Annotated in this window: 15 protein-coding genes and 1 pseudogene; 3 read left to right on the top strand and 13 right to left on the bottom strand. The window is 55.6% G+C overall.

What is annotated here, in order from left to right:
- Positions 1–288: 288 nt before the first annotated feature.
- Both NKT35_RS10310 and NKT35_RS10305 read right to left on the bottom strand, forming a co-directional pair.
- Positions 289–1,803 carry an amidase gene (locus NKT35_RS10310; RefSeq protein WP_254301001.1) on the bottom strand — a complete coding sequence of 505 codons (1,515 nt, stop codon included), beginning with the start codon at positions 1,801–1,803 and terminating at the stop codon, positions 289–291.
- A 33-nt stretch (positions 1,804–1,836) separates the two neighbouring features.
- Positions 1,837–2,715: a helix-turn-helix transcriptional regulator gene (locus NKT35_RS10305; protein WP_254301000.1), complete on the bottom strand. Its 879-nt coding sequence runs from the start codon at positions 2,713–2,715 to the stop codon at positions 1,837–1,839.
- Positions 2,716–4,067: 1,352 nt separating this feature from the next.
- Here NKT35_RS10305 and NKT35_RS10300 point away from each other — a divergent pair.
- The 3 genes and pseudogenes from NKT35_RS10300 to NKT35_RS10290 all read left to right on the top strand — a co-directional run bounded on the left by NKT35_RS10300 (position 4,068) and on the right by NKT35_RS10290 (position 5,813).
- Positions 4,068–4,223, top strand: coding sequence for a hypothetical protein (locus NKT35_RS10300; RefSeq protein WP_254300999.1), 156 nt, complete (start codon positions 4,068–4,070; stop codon positions 4,221–4,223).
- Between the two features lie 183 nt (positions 4,224–4,406).
- Positions 4,407–4,569 (top strand): annotated as a pseudogene (locus tag NKT35_RS10295) (IS1380 family transposase); the annotation flags it as partial.
- A 479-nt stretch (positions 4,570–5,048) separates the two neighbouring features.
- Positions 5,049–5,813 carry an acyl-homoserine-lactone synthase gene (locus NKT35_RS10290; protein WP_254300998.1) on the top strand — a complete coding sequence of 255 codons (765 nt, stop codon included), beginning with the start codon at positions 5,049–5,051 and terminating at the stop codon, positions 5,811–5,813.
- Here NKT35_RS10290 and NKT35_RS10285 read toward each other — a convergent pair.
- From NKT35_RS10285 to NKT35_RS10235, 11 genes are all read right to left on the bottom strand, one after another.
- Positions 5,778–7,157, bottom strand: a complete 1,380-nt coding sequence (locus NKT35_RS10285; RefSeq protein ID WP_254300997.1) for an aromatic ring-hydroxylating oxygenase subunit alpha — start codon at positions 7,155–7,157, stop codon at positions 5,778–5,780. The two genes, NKT35_RS10290 and NKT35_RS10285, sit on opposite strands and share 36 nt — an antisense overlap.
- Positions 7,154–9,214: an alpha/beta fold hydrolase gene (locus NKT35_RS10280; RefSeq protein ID WP_254300996.1), complete on the bottom strand. Its 2,061-nt coding sequence runs from the start codon at positions 9,212–9,214 to the stop codon at positions 7,154–7,156. Before NKT35_RS10280 ends, NKT35_RS10285 begins: the two co-directional genes overlap by 4 nt.
- 16 nt (positions 9,215–9,230) lie before the next feature.
- Positions 9,231–10,823: a class I adenylate-forming enzyme family protein gene (locus tag NKT35_RS10275; protein ID WP_254300995.1), complete on the bottom strand. Its 1,593-nt coding sequence runs from the start codon at positions 10,821–10,823 to the stop codon at positions 9,231–9,233.
- 21 nt (positions 10,824–10,844) lie between these two features.
- On the bottom strand, positions 10,845–11,204 hold the full coding sequence (locus NKT35_RS10270; RefSeq protein WP_254300994.1) for a Rieske (2Fe-2S) protein: 360 nt from the start codon (positions 11,202–11,204) through the stop codon (positions 10,845–10,847).
- Positions 11,205–11,216: 12 nt separating this feature from the next.
- Positions 11,217–11,435 (bottom strand): hypothetical protein, encoded by a 219-nt coding sequence (locus NKT35_RS10265; protein ID WP_505190914.1) that lies wholly within the window; start codon positions 11,433–11,435, stop codon positions 11,217–11,219.
- Positions 11,436–11,598: 163 nt separating this feature from the next.
- Positions 11,599–13,860, bottom strand: a complete 2,262-nt coding sequence (locus NKT35_RS10260) for a beta-ketoacyl synthase N-terminal-like domain-containing protein (RefSeq protein ID WP_254300992.1) — start codon at positions 13,858–13,860, stop codon at positions 11,599–11,601.
- Positions 13,861–13,875: 15 nt separating this feature from the next.
- Positions 13,876–14,199 carry an acyl carrier protein gene (locus NKT35_RS10255; protein ID WP_254300991.1) on the bottom strand — a complete coding sequence of 108 codons (324 nt, stop codon included), beginning with the start codon at positions 14,197–14,199 and terminating at the stop codon, positions 13,876–13,878.
- A complete protein-coding gene (locus tag NKT35_RS10250) occupies positions 14,193–14,945 on the bottom strand; it encodes an SDR family NAD(P)-dependent oxidoreductase (RefSeq protein ID WP_254300990.1) in 753 nt (250 codons plus the stop codon). The genes NKT35_RS10255 and NKT35_RS10250 overlap by 7 nt, the downstream gene beginning before the upstream one ends.
- A complete protein-coding gene (locus tag NKT35_RS10245; protein ID WP_254300989.1) occupies positions 14,942–16,297 on the bottom strand; it encodes an ANL family adenylate-forming protein in 1,356 nt (451 codons plus the stop codon). The genes NKT35_RS10250 and NKT35_RS10245 overlap by 4 nt, the downstream gene beginning before the upstream one ends.
- Positions 16,288–17,244 carry a VOC family protein gene (locus NKT35_RS10240; protein ID WP_371926478.1) on the bottom strand — a complete coding sequence of 319 codons (957 nt, stop codon included), beginning with the start codon at positions 17,242–17,244 and terminating at the stop codon, positions 16,288–16,290. Before NKT35_RS10240 ends, NKT35_RS10245 begins: the two co-directional genes overlap by 10 nt.
- Entirely contained in the window at positions 17,241–18,608 is a 1,368-nt protein-coding gene (locus NKT35_RS10235; protein WP_254300987.1) for a cytochrome P450, read from the bottom strand. Before NKT35_RS10235 ends, NKT35_RS10240 begins: the two co-directional genes overlap by 4 nt.
- Between the last annotated feature and the right edge of the window lie 15 nt (positions 18,609–18,623).

Raw genomic sequence — 18,623 nt, 5'->3', positions numbered from 1 at the left:
GTTCAGGCCATGCCGGCTTCGGCGAGCTAGGTTTCGAGGGGTTGCTGGGCGATCGGTTGGTTGCCGAGGCCATGCCAGGGCGTTTCGTCGACATAGGCCATGGTTTCGATGAGATGAGCCATCACACTCTCCTGGGCATAAAAAGCCCGGCGCACTGGCCTGGCGTGAAAGGGGACAAAGTACTCCGATCACCTCAACCTCAGGGTCTGTTCAGGAGAGAGATATAGTGTCAGCCCCATTCAACATGCTTTCTATATGGACAGAGGCACCAAGCAGCAAGGCTCCCCGTCAACCGCTCGCTCCGCTCCTATCCGGACGCTTCTCGAACCACGGTTGCAGTTCTTCCATCTGCCGCGCCAAACGCAGCAGCAGGCCGTCTTGGCCATGAGCGGCGACAAATTGCGTGCCGATCGGCAGGCCTTGCCGGTTCCAATAAAGCGGAACGCTCATCGCCGGTTGTCCACTCATATTGAACGGCACAGTCCACCCCATGTACTCCATAATTTGACGCGAGGCTGCTATTAGAGGATCACCCACTTTCAGAATGCCGCTCAGACCAAGCCGGCCGAGCAGAAGACGAGCTATTTTTTGTTCCAGCGGGCGCAACCGCAATGCGCCAATCGTTGCGGGGAGCTGATTGATCACTGGAGTCACCAGCACGTCGTATTGCCGATGGAAGTTCGCCATAATACGTCCTTGTTGCAGCGCGAAAGCCCGCATGGAAGCGAACTCGCCGGCGGATAGCAACTCGCCGTAGCACGCCAGCGACCAGCTACCAGGCTCGAAGTCTCGATAGTCCGCCTTGCGCCTCAAAAGATGTGGAGCACTACGCACGAGACAGGCCATCTCACCACACACCAGAACCAACATGGCCCGGCACATTTCTTCTGGACAACTCAGCTCCGGGCTGGCCTCCTCCACGTGGTGCCCCAGCTGTTCCAGCAGTTTCAGCGAGTGTTCAAGTGCAGCGCGGCAGTCATCATGTAGCGTTCCGCCGAGAAACGGCTTTGCGGTAAAAGCGATGCGCAGGGTATGAGGCGGTGTATCCAATTGCCGCAAGAACTGTTCTCTCGGTTCTGGGCAGTGATAAGCATCACCGTTATCCTTGCCTTGGATCAGAATGTCCAACATGGCTGCGCTATCACGCACGCTGCGCGTCACCACATGCTCGCTCACCAGGCCTTGCCAAATCTCTGAAAAGGTCGGCCCGCAGGGGGAGCGCCCGCGGCTCGGTTTTAAGCCGAACAGACCGCAGTTGGCAGCCGGAATTCGGATCGAGCCACCACCGTCGCTGCCATGTGCGATCGGCACCATGCCGGCGGCCACGGCAGCGGCCGAACCGCCGCTGGAACCGCCCGGTGTGCGTGAGAGGTCCCAGGGATTATACGTGGCACCAGTCATATCCGACTCGGTGTACGGGTGCAAACCAAGTTCCGGGGTGGCAGTCTTGCCGGTAAAGATCAAGCCAGCATGGCGATAGCGCCGGATCAGCTCGGTGTCAGCCTGAGCAATGTAGCCGTTGAACAAACGGCAGCCGTTCCACGTCGGGCAGCCGGCGATGTCCGCAAGAAGGTCTTTGATCAGAATCGGCACACCAGCCAACGGCCCTTTTGGCAACGGCTGCGTGCATTGCGCGCGCGCATGTTCGTCTAGTCTGTGTACAACCGCATTCAAGAGAGGGTTATATGCTTCAATGCGTTCCAGTGCGGCCTGAAGCGCTTCTTGTCGAGACATGTTGCCCTCGCGGATGAGCGAAGCCAAGCCGACGCCATCCAGTTGCTCGTATTCGGGAAATAAAAACATGGCTCTCGTCCAAATCTGTTCCTATTTAGGAGTTTAAGGAAGAGAAATCAGCCCTTGCTGAATGCCTTTGATCACTGCGTGCTGACGCGACTGAACGCCGAACTTTCTAATCAAATTCGATGCGTGGAAATTAATGGTCGCCTCAGAACAAGAGAAGATACGAGAGATCTCCCACGATGTTTTACCTATCATGATCCATTTCAAGCACTCCAACTCCTTAGGAGTTAACTGCGTCACCTCTCCATGACAATTGGATTTTGCATGAAATCTGCCATGAGATTCGTACACAAAATCCCTGATCAGCGATAAAGGCGCCAGCATGCCGTTTTTCAGCTGAGCGCCATCTAAATCTGTATCGGTTGCAAAACACATCATGCCAAATTCTCCATGAACACCATGAAGCGGGAAGCAGACCCCGGCGCGCAGTCCGTGATGACTCGCCTCTTCATAAAACTCCCGTTGCTTTTGCTTTTTGAAGACATGCGCGTCCCAAAAAAACGGCAATGCGCTTTTCAAGCAATGCGCAACCGTGAGATCCACTTCGTGGAACCCCGATTGATCGTAGCGAGTTCGCCAATCTAGCGAATAATTACTACAGATAAACGAGGTGGAAAAAGAGGCCACCTTGTTCGCCTTGACGCCAAATAAAAAGCTTGGAAATCCGCACTCCTGTCCCAGAAGAGAAATTTTGTTGCTCCAAGATCCGAAATCATTGCTACTCAGTAAATCATAGAGCTTATTCAGGCTTTCCATGTATTTCTTACCTAAGAAATTTGTCCTGATATGACCTATCAAAACGCCCCCTCTCACCGCATCGCCGAGAGAACAGCATTTCGTATGCGCGCCACTGTTAAAATACGTCTTTCCAATCCAACCATCGGCATCAATAACCCATGAGTGCAGCCCCTGCATTCCAACTCAATCTATAAAATCTGATCACCTCCGACCGCTTTACTCAGCGCCACCGCCATAAAGCCACTAATTTCACCCGTCGTTCTACCTTTACCATCGAGTGCATCTTTGGTGTTCTGAGATCGCCACCTTGATACTCTCCATGCTGGTCGTACTCGATCACTTCTTCACCACCATCCACTTGCCCGAAGACCGAGCCGCCAACACCACGCCTCCCGTATGGCGTGCAAGAAACCGGCCTCACTGAAAATTTCATATCTTTTTGGGCCAAGAAATTCAAAATCGACAGTATCCAGCATTAGAAGTAGCATCAATAAAACTTAGAAATAAGCCTTTAATGGAGGCCTACCGCCCCTAGTACTGAAGGGTATACCCCCAGCAAAGGCATAAACTAATCGTGACGCACACCAATGGCACAAAAATATTTGCAATGATCAATATTGCCGCCTAACACCACCACCCACGCCCTCCCAAACACAGATTGCACGACCAGAACTAATAGTGCCTAAAAGCCTGGTATTAGGCTGAAATTCAGCACAAACCACACCATTACCACATAAATTTCAACTACAAAAAAACCGGGTAATATCATGGATAATGGGAAGTTTTATTTGATTCTCAAACACCTTCGATGCAGGTGATCCGTCTTCCTCTATTGGGAACGCAAAAATGATCATCAGGAACGGTTGTTACATGAATCCGCCCGTGATCCTCGCGTCATGAGGCCTTGTGGCACCTGTATCATCTGGCTTTCCGCCGCCTCCCCCAATGGGTGCATCGAATGCCGCAACTGGATGTCCGCATACTGCCTTTCGACGACCTCGCACGCCGGCTTGGCCTTGGTCTGTCATCATCTCAAGCGCGGCGCCTAGCTTGCCCAACACCTCAACCCTCGGTTCCCCGTACCTAGTTAGTTGCCCGGCTCTGCCCTGACCGCCGATGTCGGTTGCTGCGCATCAGCAAATCCGACTTCAACGATATCGCGCCGCTACGACGCGACCGCTTCTTCATGCTGGCGTGTTGTCTGTCTGGCGCACCGTCAAGTCTGCCCCTGCGCCAGCGCATCAACACAATAGCCACCGCCGACGGCCTCTTTGGCACAATGGACGAATCCAACGTACTGTCGCTCAAATACACCCGCGCTCTGATTACCGCCGAAGGCGAGCACATCCAGCTCGATCAGGACGTGTTCACCCTCTACAACTCCGACACCAAAAAAGAAGGAGTCAGCCTCACCTACGCCGGCTTTGACGACTATGCTCAGATCGCCGCCTATCTTACCCAGGAAGTTGTGCCATGGGCTCGAATTGCGCCTCGGTTCCCAGCACTCGGAAACGGAGACCGATTACACCTTGCAACGCGTCCTTCCAGGCGCCCAGGCGCTCACCAAGCACCGCCTTCTGCAGCGTACCGACAGCGGTTTCTACTTGCTGCGTTTATGGAACTCACGTGGTTACGGAACCGATGCTTGCCACCATGCCTGGCTGGCCGACCTGGCCACCTCCTGAGTCGAGCACGCCCCGGTAAGCGCAGCACTACCTGAAGCGCCGTCACGCCAAAACAACTTACAAGCTACGCTGCATGATACGGCTGGACGAACGCACCATCGGCCGCTGCTGCCTGCAACTTCTGTTGCCCTAGTCGGAGCTAGAGGGATGCTAGATGACGCTCGATTGGCCGGATGATGAAATCATTGCCAGCGACCAGTCCAGTGGCACGGCACACACAAGCAGTTCCACTCCGAGTTCAAGACCGATCTGGATCTCGAACGGCTTCCTTCCCGCAAGTTCGCAGAGCAACGACCTAGCGCAGACCATGACGATGCTGGCCTATAATGTGTTACGTTTGAACGGCTAGCGCACACTGTTGGAATCCAATGCCCCATAGCACCACAGTTCCAAACACCGCTGGATCAAGACGGTTCTGCAGAAAATCTCCTACGCGCAGAAGGCTGCTCAGTCATGCGCACGACCTGGTCCTGGTGCCGGGGCTTGCAGTAATGATCCTTGCGGAATTGGATTCAGGCGTTATTGGCACACGCTTGCAATAAGTGTGTCATCTCGCTTGCCATTAGCTATTGAAGCCTTGCGGCGGGCAGCATACGTTCACCGACCGGGTAGGAGCGGGAAACGGCAGACCGCTGCGTGCAGCCACATGCCTGTGCCTGCCAAATTGCCGCACGCGACCGAACATTAGGGGTTCATCCACGAATTAACGAGCACCTCTTCACACATGACATTCCAGTCATCGGTTCAGATGCAATATATATGCCATATGAATATTTAACGACAACGGCATGTTTATTGCCATTGTCATGAACTTTGCAAGTATGCATGTTGGCATTTCTACGCGCTGCACGCAATATGACTACTGCATTTTTTCATGTTTTTGCGGATGTTGGCACTAGCAATTCTTATAGTTTTCAGCTCGAACATTTAAAAATACATTTTGCATATTTTACAACGTTATGCATGCAAATGGTGACTAAAATCAGAATCGCGGCGAAAACCGAATTTCTACCGACCGAATTGGCTGAGATGTATCGCCTCAGGGCCAAGGTTTTCTACGAACACAAAAGATGGGATGTCCAGGTTACGGACAGCATGGAAATAGATCAGTACGACCACGATGATTCGTACTATCTGATCATGCGGGACGAGCACAATGCCGTGAGCGGATGTTGGCGTTTGCTGAGCACGGAGGGCGAGTACATGCTGAAAGACACCTTTCCGAGTCTGCTATCCGGTCAACATGCACCTTGTGCCCCCAACATCTGGGAACTAAGCCGCTTTATCGTCCAGGCGGAGACCCCAACCCAAGGCTTCGGTTTTTCAGAACTTGTCTTGCAATCGATCTACGCCGTATTGCGTCATGCTCAAGACAAGGGGATTGATTTCTATGTCACCGTAACGACAACGGCTGTGGAACGTATGCTGCGATCTGCTAATGTCTCTATCGAGCGGATCGGACCGCCGTTGCGCATCGGATCATGCAAGGCGGTCGCGCTCTGGATCAACGTCGACCGCTCGCTGCACACACAGACCCGCCCGTCGTTGCACGCCTTACCTCTCAAGATAGGACATCAGCGTCGCATGTAGATGGCGAATTCGGGATTCATGGTAGGCACTTAGCACTAAAGGATCGTCATTCACTGCTTTGAGTCCCTCGCGCATGTTCTTGATGTTGTCCATATCTTGGTCGTAGATATACCCCAACCAATCGGGCAATACGCCGGCAGCCTCGTACGTATCATCTGGCCCCATGTGAATGGTCGCGGCGGGTGCCGGCCGCATCCCTCCCTTTGGCACATCCACTAAATAGAACAGATCGAAGATGCAGCTGTTATGGTCGTTCTTGTTAGGTCTAAAGCGCAAGACCGGAGGCAGCGAAATCCCCCTAAACATTATGAGATTCGGAAACAGGCTGTATTGCAGCACATCGATCGCCTCGGCATCGGAAGGGTCATCGCAATCGATACCGGTCTTCAGCTTGTGCTGTAAACGCATAACGTCCGCCATATAGCGCCGCGCCGTCGTCCCTTCCACCAGCCTTGGCGCGGGACCGACCGCACGCCCATTGGCGACGTTACGGTGGAATTGGTCGATGATCTGCTGTTCGCTCAGTGCGGGCTTGTCCTCCCCTACCGGCAAACCTACCGCGTGAAAACTGCGGCTGACGTGGCGGGCTCCTGGGCGAATATCGTATTGAAGAATGTCGCTCAAGTGCGCCCAAGCATGCCCATGAGTTTCCGCCGCGTGCAAGCCCTCCATGAAGGACTCCATTACCGTCTTCCAATTAGCCGGCAAAATATGCTGGCTATGTGCGGCGATATACTTGCTCTGGTAACGATTGCCTTCCAACTCGGTCGGCAGCACTTCGAGATAAACTTCCAACGGCTCAGACGCCGGATCCATGTTAATGAACACGAAGCCCGCCCAGATGGCGACTTTCACTTCCAACAGTCGACGCGAAGCTTTGTCCATATGTTCGAAGTCCCACTTGGCCGGCACGTGCAGGAGTTCGCCATCCAAGGACCAACTAAATCCATGGCTTGGGCAACGGATTTCGCGAATGTTGGTGTCTTCGGAACATAATTTGCGGCCACGATGACGGCAGCTATTGAAGAAAGCCTTGATCGACCGATCCTCGGTCCGAACAATGATAAATGAATAATTACCTAGTTCGTAGACCAGCAGATCACCCACTTCAGGTATCTGCTCCTCACGACAAGCCATCTGCCAAACCTTACTCCACATCTTGTCCATCTCGCGCTGATGGAAATCCACCGAGGTATACACGTGCCGGTCGATATGCATTTCGCCAGCTCCCAAAGGATGACTCTCCCTCATATCGGCGGGGATGGGACCCATATCGGCATCCAGCACCTGCTGGTAAGAAATCGGCCGCTGTAGAGCACATGCGCTCGAATCTTGTTCGCTCATTCTTCCCTCACAATCGTTATCCCAGGTAAGCCTGGAGCCACTGGCGGCAAAGGTGTCAATCGCGCGCTCGTTCGTAAGCGTCTGCGGCGATCCAAGGCATCCGGAGCCTCTGCTTTCTCGATGAAAATGGCCACCGCCTGCATCAGGGCCGGATTGTTATACACGCCAAAGTGATCCATGCCCGCGATCTCTGAATACACCGCATCGGCATGAACGGCGGCCAATCGACGCGACTCTTCAGGGCTCACGGCTGCATCGCACGCACCGGTGATGACATGACAAGGTACGCCTAGCTCGCCCTGATGCAGGGCACGGCCGCCGACTTGCAATGCGGTAATGACGCGGCTATAGCGGTAAAGTGAATCAGGTGATTCGAACGGCCTGCTGGTCAGATGGATGAGGTCAGGATCTGTGGCGTCGAGAATTTCCGATGATTGTCGGCTGACGGTATTCGCTTCGGCATCGTGCGAGACTGGGCGCGCAAAAAACGATGAGTGATAACGTTCTGCATCGCTGCGCGACCCCGCGATCAAAGGCAACACTTGGCGCAAATTTCGCATGAAAGCAGTTTCGTGGTGAGACGCATCGGACAGGCCAAAGGCCCCGTTGATCAGCGTCAGGCTTGAGATCAGCCGCGTCGGGATCGCATGATAGGCAATATAGGCGCCGGAGCACCAACCGATCACATGAGCCTTGCGAATGCCAAAATGTGCCAATAAATGGGCAAAGTCATCAATATGGGCATCGATGCTGACATCGAGATGATCGACATCGTCAACCACACTGGGTATGCCGCGGCTCTCCCACGTGATGAAACGGTATTTGTCTTGCAACGCCGCGCGTAGGTTGACGGAAATTTCCGCCGGCATCCCGATCGCATTGATGAATACCACGGCCTCGCCATCGGCACGGCCGGTTACGCAGACATTCAGCGGCACCCGGTCCGGTGTCACCACGATGTGGCGCTTTTCGACCACCGGCCCTTTCGACGTCTGCGCTGCCACCCCCTGTGCCACATAGTTTTCAACCTCTTCCAGCGAAAGCGAACAACCCTTGCCGAGCTTCCGCTCGAACATCTTGGTGCTTTGCATGTACGAGTTGTAGAACACTGTTTTTCTCGCCAACAACTTTTCTACCGCCGACGCCGTGTCATCATCGACCCAATCGACCCGCAAGCCGCTGATGTCGAGCGCACTGGAAATCATATCGGCAAGGCGAGAGATATTGATATTGCTCTCGGCGGTTACATGGTAAATTCCACCCTTATCCGGCAAATCGCTGAAGATGGCGAAAATATCCCGACATAAGCAGTCGACAGGCACCAGATTGACCCCGGCCTCGGGATTGCCTGCGATGCGCACTTCACCCCCAGCGCTCAGGGTGCGCTTGAGTCGATGCATTTCTCGGATGAAACCGTAAAGCCCAGTTTTACTGCCTCCGGTCGATTGCGTCTGTGATGGCCCGATTACGATGGAGGGGCGGACAATCACCAAGCGCATGCCGTGCTCGCGGCACAAACGGTCGACGAGGTGCTCGGCCGCGCACTTGGTTTCCTCGTAATAATTGTTGAAGATATGGCCGTAGTGCAGCGTCTCCGCAACCGCGCCCGAATGCCTACCCACCGTATAAGCGGTGGAAATATAAAAGAAGGTCGCGCATTTCAGCTCCGCCGCGACCTTGAAGGCATTGGTCAAACCATTGATGTTATGGTCGTAGATCACCGCCCGGTTCTTTTCCTCGAAATTTAATGAGGAGGCGAAGTGAAAAAAGGTCGCGCCGGCAGCGCCCGAGCGCGATTTAAGAAAGGCCCGGTCGACCCCGGACAGCTCCTGCGTGATGTCCGCCCGGATCACCTTCAGCTGGTCCCAGTGGAATACCTCAGTCGTTACATAATCATCATCAGCACGATGCACGGCTTCGTGGATGCGCCGCATGCATTCTTCGTCGCTAGCCCCCCGTACCAAACATTCGATCTCGTACACCCCACTTAAGAGGTGGTTGCGGATAAAGTGGCTGCCGAGAAACCCCGTTCCCCCGGTCAGATAGATTTTGCTCATCGCATCGTTTCCCATGTCAGGCCACACCCACCCTCGAATGCAGAGTCTGGGGGTCTACCATGCCGCGCAGCACATTCTTGGCGATTTTCCCCATGCCCGCTCGCGGGAAGTCATCTAGAAAAAACACATGACGCGGCTGTTTGAAATCGGCCAGCCTCTGGTGGCAGGTGTCCATGATCCGAACACGCGCGCTCGCCTCGTCGCTCCGACCCTGCTCATTAAGCACGGCAAAGACCACTGGAACCTCGACCCAAAGGGGGTCCGGCGCGGCGATCACCGCGACCTCCTTTATCAAGCCGCTGCTGAAGGCAGCAAATTCGATCTCGGCGGAAGAAACATTTTCTCCGCCGACCTTGATGATGTCCTTGAGGCGCACGTCGAAGAACAGAATTCCTTCCGCGCTCTGGAAGAATCTGTCACCAGTTCGGAACCAACCGTCCTCGGAGAAAGCCTGAGCCGTCTCTTCCGGTTTGTTCAAATAACCAGAGAACAAGCTTTGTCCTGACTCGCCGGCGATCTGCAATTCGCCACTCAAGACAGCGTCGAACGGCCCACCCTCGGGTACCGTATCAGCCAAGCGATAACGTATATTGGGTACTGGTGAGCCTACCGAATAATTCGGATCATCGCCGTCGTGTGCTGTGACACAACCTATGGCAAACAGCTCGGTCATACCCCACCACCCGGTGGTGCGTACCTTGAAGGCCACTTCGACTTCCTTGTTGCGACTCGGAAATCCCCAAAACTTGAAGGAATGGCGTTCGGGAATCGGGAAGGCGGTCAAGGCGTGGCACACGAACGGCAAGATCGCCGCCCAGGTGCACTGGAAGTGCTCGGCGTCATCCCAAAAGCGCGCAGGATTGAACACGCGACGCAATACCGTCAGCCCACCGGAAAACAGCGAAGTAAGCAACTGATATGAAAACCCGAGAGTGTGATGCAGCGGAAAGAACACCAAAGTCGCGTCCGACGCCCCCACCCCCAGGCTTGCGATGTTACGATCGGCAGCCCAGCTGATCAGCGCATGAGAAATTACTACGCCCTTGGGATGGCTGGTGGTCCCCGACGTATAGAAAATCAGCGCTGGACTCGAAGGTGACACTTCGACGATCGGCCATACTCGCGTCGAGGCAGCTAAGTTCTCGACTAGCGGCAGTTTCGGCAGTGCCCCTGCGGTTCGTGCGTTCTCCCCATCACACACGATTACCTTATAATCAAGGTCGTGAGCATGGTCCTCGAAAAGCGCGAGATAGTCCGAACTCGTTACTACGTGGCCGACCTGAGCGTCGCGCAGTTGATAGTCGAGTTCGTCCTTGCCTAAGCGATTGTTGGCCACCACCCCCACGGCACCCAAATAGCCGCAGGCAAAGGCCAACACCACCAGTTCCGGCTGATTATCAAGGCAGAGCATCACCCGGCTGCCGGTACCGATGCCAAAGCTATGTAACCGGTATGCGGCTTCGGTGATCGAGCGAAACAACTGCGCATAGCTCAACCGTCCCGAATCGCGGTCGGGGAAGCATAGGGCTGCGCGCTCGCCGTTTAGCTGGCAAATATGTTTAAGTCGATGACAGATGTTGGTTGCTTGTCCGTGAAAAAAGTGCGGCATCTTCTCGTCCCCTTTTTGCGCTTAATTCGCTCCGATTTGCGCGGTGACATCTCGCTTTGGACCGTCACTCACGGCGATTTCACCATCTCGCAATCGAACGTCAAACGTCAGCAGGGAGCAGCGGGTATACGGCCCACGCGCTGCGCCCGTATCCAGGTCGAACTTGGCGCCATGGAATGCACAGATGATCTGTCCGTTACGGATCAAGCCGTTGCTCAGAGGCCGACCTTGGTGAGGGCAGCGATTCTCGACAGCAAAGTAGCCCTGCCCGGTTCGCCCAAGCAGCACTTGATATTCGCCTACCGTCACTTCGATCAATCTGCCTTCGTCTACATCCTCTTGGCACGCGACCACAATAAACCTTTGTGCTTGCATATCCATACTCATCCTCGCTCAAGACATCTCACGACGATTGCGTTCGAACCAGGACACAATCTGATCGATGCTGCCAGCGTAGAGCCGCATGGCTTCGTACTGTGGGATTTTGACCTGGGCGATCTGCTCCAGTTGGGCGCATAACGCCATCATCGCCAGGGAGTTCACCTTGAGTCGTGACTCGATCAAGGGCACATCCCCAGCGATGTCGACCGGCGTATCAACCACAAACGACAACGCCCTCCTGACAATCTCCGGTGTTATCTCCATTGCACATTCCGCCCAAATCATTCATTAGGCATTCATCTTCGCAACAGGAAAAAAGAACCACAAGCTAGCAGCCTTAGGAGGTCACACCCACCATGGGGCTGTGGAATAATGCCGTGTTCGGCAAGTACGCTCAGTCAGAACCATACCAGTGGCGCTCGGTGCTGAAGGGATAGGTAGGCAGTGGAATTTTGTCAGCGGGTTCATCACGGTAATAGGCCTGCCAATCAATATCAAACCCCAAAGCGAGATGCCGGCACAGAAAAGCTTGCAGGCTCGACGGCGTCAGACAGCCGTCATTCTCGCAAAGCGCCAACAGTACACCGTCGCCACCCCCGCTCGTACAAGGACCTTCGCGATAAACAACATAACGTTTGCTTTCTTCGTACGAAACATCGCCCGCTTCCACGGACGTCACCCCTGGCAACGGCATGTGATCGATATCGGACGCGGCACGGCTGATCGCCTCGATCTCTTTATCCAGCCGATCCAGCAACTTGTCCGCCTCCGTTTTACCATCTAGCCATTCCGCCACGTACATCCCAAAACCGACACCACGCACCTGGTTAAAACGCAGGCCCCAGCCCTGCATCTGTCGATACAGCGCCGCCTCAAAAGCCAAGGAACGGTAGACCGCTTGCGCATACGCGTTCTGACACCACATGTGCCTGCTCAACATGAGTCGTTCGCTAGCGTGATAGGCTGCGCGCAGCGCTCCATGGCGCGGGAGACTCAAGAAAGCGTGCATTTCGCTTTCCTTCGACACCCGCGACGGGTTGCAGACATAGACGGCCTCTCGGATGCCCCTAGGGCGGGCAGGTCCGTCGTCCTTAGGCGCAGCCAGGCTAAAAAACGCACCTGCATCGTCTGCGGCGCCCAGCACGCCGCAGAACCTGACCTTATGGTGGCTGCGGCTGATATTGATGGTGTGGCACAACGCCGCCTTATCGAGCTCCGGACGCTCCTGGCAAAACACGGCCAAACGCGACAGATAATGTTGCAGCTGCTCGAGAGTCCGCGCGGACAGGCACACCAGTCCGTCTTGCTCGAGCTCACCATCAGAAACGCACACGTCATCGGCATCGGGCGCTTCCGCCAGCAAGGCGAACGCATTGGTCCCGCCTATGCCCAGGCAGTTGATCCCGGCAATCCTGCTATCAGGAGCCTCACCCGCCTTCACCGCCCAATGGCCGGCCTCATTGACGACCCAAAAAGGAGAGGTATCGAAATCGATCGCCGGATTGGGCCGCAGGAAATTCAACGACGGAACCAACATCCGGTGCTTTAACATCAGCGCAACCTTGATGAGGCTGGCCATGCCGGCTGCCTGCTCCAAATGCCCGATATTGGTCTTGACGCTACCTACTGCGCAGATGCGCTTCGCATCGGTATCCAAACGAAAGGCTTTTTCCAATGCCTTGATTTCCAAAGGATCACCGACCCGCGTCGCCGTGCCATGACATTCGACATAACCAATCCGATCCGCGTCTATCCCTGCCTTGGCCATGGCGCGCACCATTGTGCGTGCCTGTCCGGGCACACTTGAAGCGGTGTAACCGATCTTGGCTGCTCCATCGTTGTTAATCGAGGTCGCCTTGATCACTGCATAGACATGATCCCGATCACGCAAAGCGTCCGCGAGCCGCCGCACAATCACGGCGGCCACGCCACTACCGAATACGGTTCCGGATGCTTCGTCCGAAAATGCCCGGCAGTATCCATCCGCAGACAACAGAGGGGTTTCGGCGCTGTCGTAACCGACAAGATGTGGCACGCGCACGCAACTCGCGCCAACTAGGGCCGTCTCGATCTCGCCGAGACGCAAGGCGCCGCAAGCCGTATGCAGCGCCACCAAGGCGCTCGAACACGCCGTCTGAATCGTCAAGCCAGGTCCGGTCAAATTCAGTCTAAAGGAGAGGCGCGTCGCCAGGAAATCTTTGTCGTTGCCGAGATGGAGCAAACTTCCAGTGCCTTGCGGCACACCATTCAACGATGCCCCCAAGTTATGTAAGTAGCTCGTGGTGACGCCGCCCGCGGACGCATACACGCCCGTTAGCCCTTGCTGTGCCATTTGCACGTAACCGGCATCTTCAAGCGCCTCATATCCCACTTGCAAGAACAGGCGGTGCTGGGGATCCAACAGGGCCGCTTCCTGCCCGCTTATGCCAAAAAAACGGGCATCAAAGGCGTCGATGTCGTCGAGTACAGGACTGCGCTTGACATAGGTGGCACTTTGCAACTGTTCTTGCGTCACGCCCGAAGCCGTCAAGGTAGCATCGTCCAACGTACGGATCGACTCCTCACCGGCACACAAATTGCGCCAAAATTCATCCTTGTTACGCGCGCCTGGAAAACGGCACGCCATGCCAACAATCGCTAGGTCTGCGTCATGCATTGCACACTCCCCACCTCATTGCGCGCGCAACGCCCGCAACTCGGCGTCCAGCATGTCACCAGGCGCGGTGGTGCTGTCGAGCAATGAAGCATAAGCGGCGCACAACTGGTCAATCGTCACAATGCTGGTGATCGGCACCTTGGCTGCGAAGGGATCAACGCCGAAGGCGTCTTCGAGATTGCTAATAAGCTCTGCCAAGTCGAGCGAGCTGATACCGATCTCGCCAAGCCGAGTATCCGGCTCCAGTTCGTTCGGGGTGCTGCCGTTGTTTCTCAGGATAGTGGTCAGTTCCCGTTCGACGACAGCCCAAATATCATTGGAATTAAAACTTCCTAGCATGTGAATCCCCCATCGATCGTTATGTTCTGTCCAGTAATAAACGAACCATCTCTGATCAGAAACAGCACCAGCTCGGCAATTTCTTTTTGTGTGCCCAGGCGGCCAAGCGGCGTCCGACGCTGAATGCGTCGCAGAGTGTCTTCACTGAGCGTCTTGACCATGTCGCTGGCGAAATAGCCCGGCGACACCGAATTGACGCGAATACCTTTCGGGCCCAGCTCCTTAGCCAGGCTGCGGGTCATGCCGTCGAGCGCCGCCTTGGTCGCGCTATAAACCGCGAGCCCCGAGTGGCCTCGAACCGCATTGATCGATGAAATGTTGACGATAGCGCCATCTCGCCCCTTCAGCATCTTGCCCGCGGCCAGCTTGGTCAGATAAATCTGTCCCTTAAGATTGATATCGAGGGCCCGATCGATGTCGGAGAGCGGCATCGTTGCCAAAATGCCGTCTACGCCCATCGCAGCATTGTTCACCAAGCCGGACAGTCGGCCCAGCCGTTGCTCGGTTTCGTCGATAAAACGCTTAAGCGAGGCATAGTTGGTGCAATCGACCGATTGCCAAAAAAAACCGCGGAGATCCACCAATCGCTCGACGGTTGCCGTACAACGGCGGCTGAACGTTGCCACGCGATACCCGGATTGCAAAAGACGCTCAACAATAGCGCAACCCAGCCCTTGGCTGCCGCCGCTCACTATGATCACGCCCTTGTCCTGGTCAGAGTAGGACGCCAAAGCTTCCGTGTTCATTGGGGTCTCACCTTCACTTTTTTGAATCGTTCGCTATGCAACTGCCCTTCGGCGAATTCAATGAATTTCGGCACCTTGAATGGCTCCAGCCGCTCACGACAGTGCAGAACGATTTGCCTCTTCGCCTCAGAAACGTCCATCGGCTCAGTGGTCAGCACCGTGGCAGCCACAATCTTGCCGGTCACCGGACTATGCTTGCCCCACACCACGACGTCCTTGACGAACGGAAGGCACAGCAAATGACTTTCAACCTCGGCCGGCACCACTTTCAGGCCGCCCACGTTGATCATGTCGCCCTCGCGGCCCAAAACCTTGAAATATTCCTCACGCACTTCGACCACGTCGCCGGTGCACAACCAACCATCTTCGTCGATCGGCGACGCGGCATTGAGATAACCGAGCATGGCGGTTTTGGTTTTCACCCAAAGCACGTTGTCGACGACGCGCGTGCCGACGCCGTCACCACCTATTTTCATCCACAGCGAATCGTTAGCTTCGGAGCGGGTGGCTAAGATGCCGAGTTCGCTCATGCCATAGGTCTGCTTCAAACGAACCCCCGGAAAGGCCTTGACCGCGTTATCCAGCGTGGATTGCGGCATGCTCTCGGTGCCATAGGTGATCAATTTGAGACTGCCAAGGTCGTATTCGCGGTCACGACCGCCGATCAGTAGCATGTTCAGGAAAGTGGGGGTCGCAGGCAGCAGCTCGATCTTGTGGCGCTCGATATGGGCGCAGACGTGCCCTGGATCACGCGAATTGAGCTTGACCAGTGTGCCGCCGTTAAACAACGAATAGATCAAGGTATTGAACCCGCCGACATGATCGAACAGCAAAAAGGCCGCAGTGATCATCGGGGAGAATTCATCTTGGTCGACATAGCGGGCGAACAGCCGGTCGAGACTGAGCAACATCGCCTTTGGGACGCCAGTGCTCCCGGAACTGAGCAAAATCAACCCGGACTCATTAGCCGCGAACAACCGCTCGATCAAGGGCGGCACGGAGCCATCCATCTCGATGGAGCGGCAATCGAAGGCATTCACCTCCCCGATCACATATCTTGCCCGAGTCAGCGTAGCGACTTCATCAATCTTTGCCTGGTCTGCGAGATAGAGCGGCACCACCACGCAGCCACGCAAATACAGCGCCAGTATCGCGCCGATCACCACACAGGAATAATCGCCGTTGACCACCACCGTGGCCTGCATGACTTTTTGAGCATCGAGTAGTGTCAGCCACTGTTCCAGCGCCGTCGCGATATCCTCGTAGGTGTCGTGGCGGCAGTCAGCAATCAACGCCATACGCGAGTTAAACGAGCGTAAGCGCGGCACCAACCATTGACGTTTTACATCCATACCTTTTCCTTCCGCATGCTCTCGAAATTTGCTGGTCGAGCGCACACAGCGTTGCTGCGCGCAAGCGCGCGAATCGCCCATTGAGCCAGGCGTGCGCACAAGCCTGGGCGGGCGAATCCCCACACTGCGTCTAGAAACGCCGGTAATTGCAGCAGTTCGACCGACAAGCCATGCTCGGTCCGGACATAGACTACGTGGGAAATGCCGTTGCCGATCGGCTCCGTCGCTGAGCGGTAACCGTGCTTCAGCACTCGACGGTAGACCGCCCAAAAGTCAGCCGGCTGACGCATGCCCAAAGCGATGTTCATTATTCCAGGACGCGCCAGCGCAGGCGGCTGTGAACAGTGAGCCGAGTCGGCGGCACGCGGTGACAATTCGAGCCAGTATTCGCCGGCATACAGCCGCATGGACTCGGGACCATCCGGGCGCATACCCAATGCCTCTACGAAATAGCGGCGCGCATCCTGAGGCTCCGAGGCTTCGGCCCTGACACCAACCACCCTGCCACTCGTGCTCCGTTGCCTGCCTCCTCCTATCAATTCGATCAACACGCCGTCTGGATCTCGTAACAAGGCATGTCCCGTGCATGGACACAACCACGTTCCTTCGGCCGCTAGCAGACCCTGGCTTGCGAGTGAGCATATGGTCGATTCGGCGTCAGCCACCTCAACGACAATGCAGTTGTACCCTTGTCCAGGGTTAGTAGCGCTCGGTTCCGGTTCCTCGAATTCAAATAATTCGATCTGGAAAAACTGCCTCGATCCGGCCAACCAGTGATTGGTTGCGCGAATGTGCGGCAGCTCGAACAAGCTCGCGGCACGCGACCCTACAACGGGAAACTCGCCAGTTGGCCGCAAATCGAGCAGTGCGCAATAAAAACGCCTGCTGCGCACCGCGTCGACTGTCACGATTGCGATCTGGCAAAGCGAGGGTTGTCTCTGCCTCATGAGGAGGCGCGCCGCGGAGTAAATTTGATCGCAAACCCCTTGCTCAATCCAGCTGTCGGGTTGGAGTAGTCCATCGACACCTTGCTCAAGTCGCAGTCGGGAATGATTTCAGTGTGAAACAGGAACAGTGACAGATTCAGCGTCAGCAATATATTGGCCAGCCCAGCGCCGATGCAGGTGTGTGGACCACGACCGAAGGGAGCCCAGGCACCACCTACCCGATGTTCGCAATGCGGTGCCTCGTAACGTGCGATGTCAAATCGATCCGGCTCCTTAAACCAAGCTGCATTGGTATGGTTCGCGGTAATGAACAAGATGATGTCCTGTCCACACCCGACGGTATAACCCTGGAAATCGAAATTGCGCGTGGCAGTGCGTCTGAGCGCGAAGGCCGCTGGATAGACACGCAGGATTTCCCGCACAAAATTGTTGACTTTTTCCATTCGCTCCAGGGCATCGGCGTCGGGCAGGCCACGTTGGAACACTTCATCGACCTCCGCTCGCAGCAGGCGGACCATCTCGGGCTGCTTGAACAATTCGAGCAGGGCAAAGCTGAGCGTCGCGCCGACAGTATCGATGCCGGCCAGAAAAGAGATTACTGCGTGGTTGCGCAGATCGCCCGGAGTAAACCACTCGGGTTTGACCTTCTGCCCCTTTTCGCGCAGCGTCTGAAAATAACCGGTGGAATCGCCGTTGTGATCGGCCTGGCGAATGATGCGGTCAGCCAACTCTTGTACTTTGCGTTTGGCGCGCCGGTATTTCGGCAACTTCAACATGAAGCGAGGCCACTTCTTCAACGAACAGACATTCATTGCCGTCGTTTGATAGTGCATCAGTGCCTCGACTTCTTCCGCGCTTGGCAAGTACCCCTGCAAAGAACCGCCGATCTGCCGCGATACCACGTAGCGAAATAGCGGCGACACGAGCTGGCGCTTGCCGAAGCCCTCGCGGATTTCGCTCATGAAAATCTCGGCCAATTTGGAGATACGCTCGTTGAAGGCCGTGCGTGCGAACAAGGGCTTCATCAGCGCGCGCTGGAAGCGATGAACCTCCCCATCGACACCAATAAAAGAATGCGGGCAGTCCATCTCATCCAGTGTTCCTTGCCAGAACTTGGCGGAACTCAGGCACTCCCGTCCCCGCTCGGCAATGAAACGGTTGGCCTCCATTCCGGCAAGCACAACGAGGCTCATCCCGGGCGCCTTGACCATGAAAATGTCGCCATGCTCTTCGTGAGCACGGCGTAGAAATCCAAGCGGATCGCGCAACAAAGGAAATGCCGAGCCCAACAACGGCCAGCCCTTAACCACCGGTGGGGGGAGACGCTCGGGTTCGAGCGTAACATGTCCCGGACATGACGACATTCATGTTCTCCATCA

This window comes from Chromobacterium sp. IIBBL 290-4 (genome assembly GCF_024207115.1).
In the GTDB taxonomy this organism is placed as follows: Bacteria; Pseudomonadota; Gammaproteobacteria; order Burkholderiales; family Chromobacteriaceae; genus Chromobacterium.
The sequence above is the reverse complement of the archived record's forward strand: the minus strand, read 5'-3'. Positions and strand labels throughout refer to the sequence as shown.

Coding starts and splice junctions, on each gene's coding strand:
- NKT35_RS10310 (WP_254301001.1), bottom strand. CDS start 1,803: ATGTTTTTATTTCCCGAATACGAGCAACTGGATGGCGTCGGCTTGGCT.
- NKT35_RS10305 (WP_254301000.1), bottom strand. CDS start 2,715: ATGCAGGGGCTGCACTCATGGGTTATTGATGCCGATGGTTGGATTGGA.
- NKT35_RS10290 (WP_254300998.1), top strand. CDS start 5,049: ATGTTGGCATTTCTACGCGCTGCACGCAATATGACTACTGCATTTTTT.
- NKT35_RS10285 (WP_254300997.1), bottom strand. CDS start 7,157: ATGAGCGAACAAGATTCGAGCGCATGTGCTCTACAGCGGCCGATTTCT.
- NKT35_RS10280 (WP_254300996.1), bottom strand. CDS start 9,214: ATGAGCAAAATCTATCTGACCGGGGGAACGGGGTTTCTCGGCAGCCAC.
- NKT35_RS10275 (WP_254300995.1), bottom strand. CDS start 10,823: ATGCCGCACTTTTTTCACGGACAAGCAACCAACATCTGTCATCGACTT.
- NKT35_RS10270 (WP_254300994.1), bottom strand. CDS start 11,204: ATGGATATGCAAGCACAAAGGTTTATTGTGGTCGCGTGCCAAGAGGAT.
- NKT35_RS10260 (WP_254300992.1), bottom strand. CDS start 13,860: ATGCATGACGCAGACCTAGCGATTGTTGGCATGGCGTGCCGTTTTCCA.
- NKT35_RS10255 (WP_254300991.1), bottom strand. CDS start 14,199: ATGCTAGGAAGTTTTAATTCCAATGATATTTGGGCTGTCGTCGAACGG.
- NKT35_RS10250 (WP_254300990.1), bottom strand. CDS start 14,945: ATGAACACGGAAGCTTTGGCGTCCTACTCTGACCAGGACAAGGGCGTG.
- NKT35_RS10245 (WP_254300989.1), bottom strand. CDS start 16,297: ATGGATGTAAAACGTCAATGGTTGGTGCCGCGCTTACGCTCGTTTAAC.
- NKT35_RS10240 (WP_371926478.1), bottom strand. CDS start 17,244: ATGAGGCAGAGACAACCCTCGCTTTGCCAGATCGCAATCGTGACAGTC.
- NKT35_RS10235 (WP_254300987.1), bottom strand. CDS start 18,608: ATGTCGTCATGTCCGGGACATGTTACGCTCGAACCCGAGCGTCTCCCC.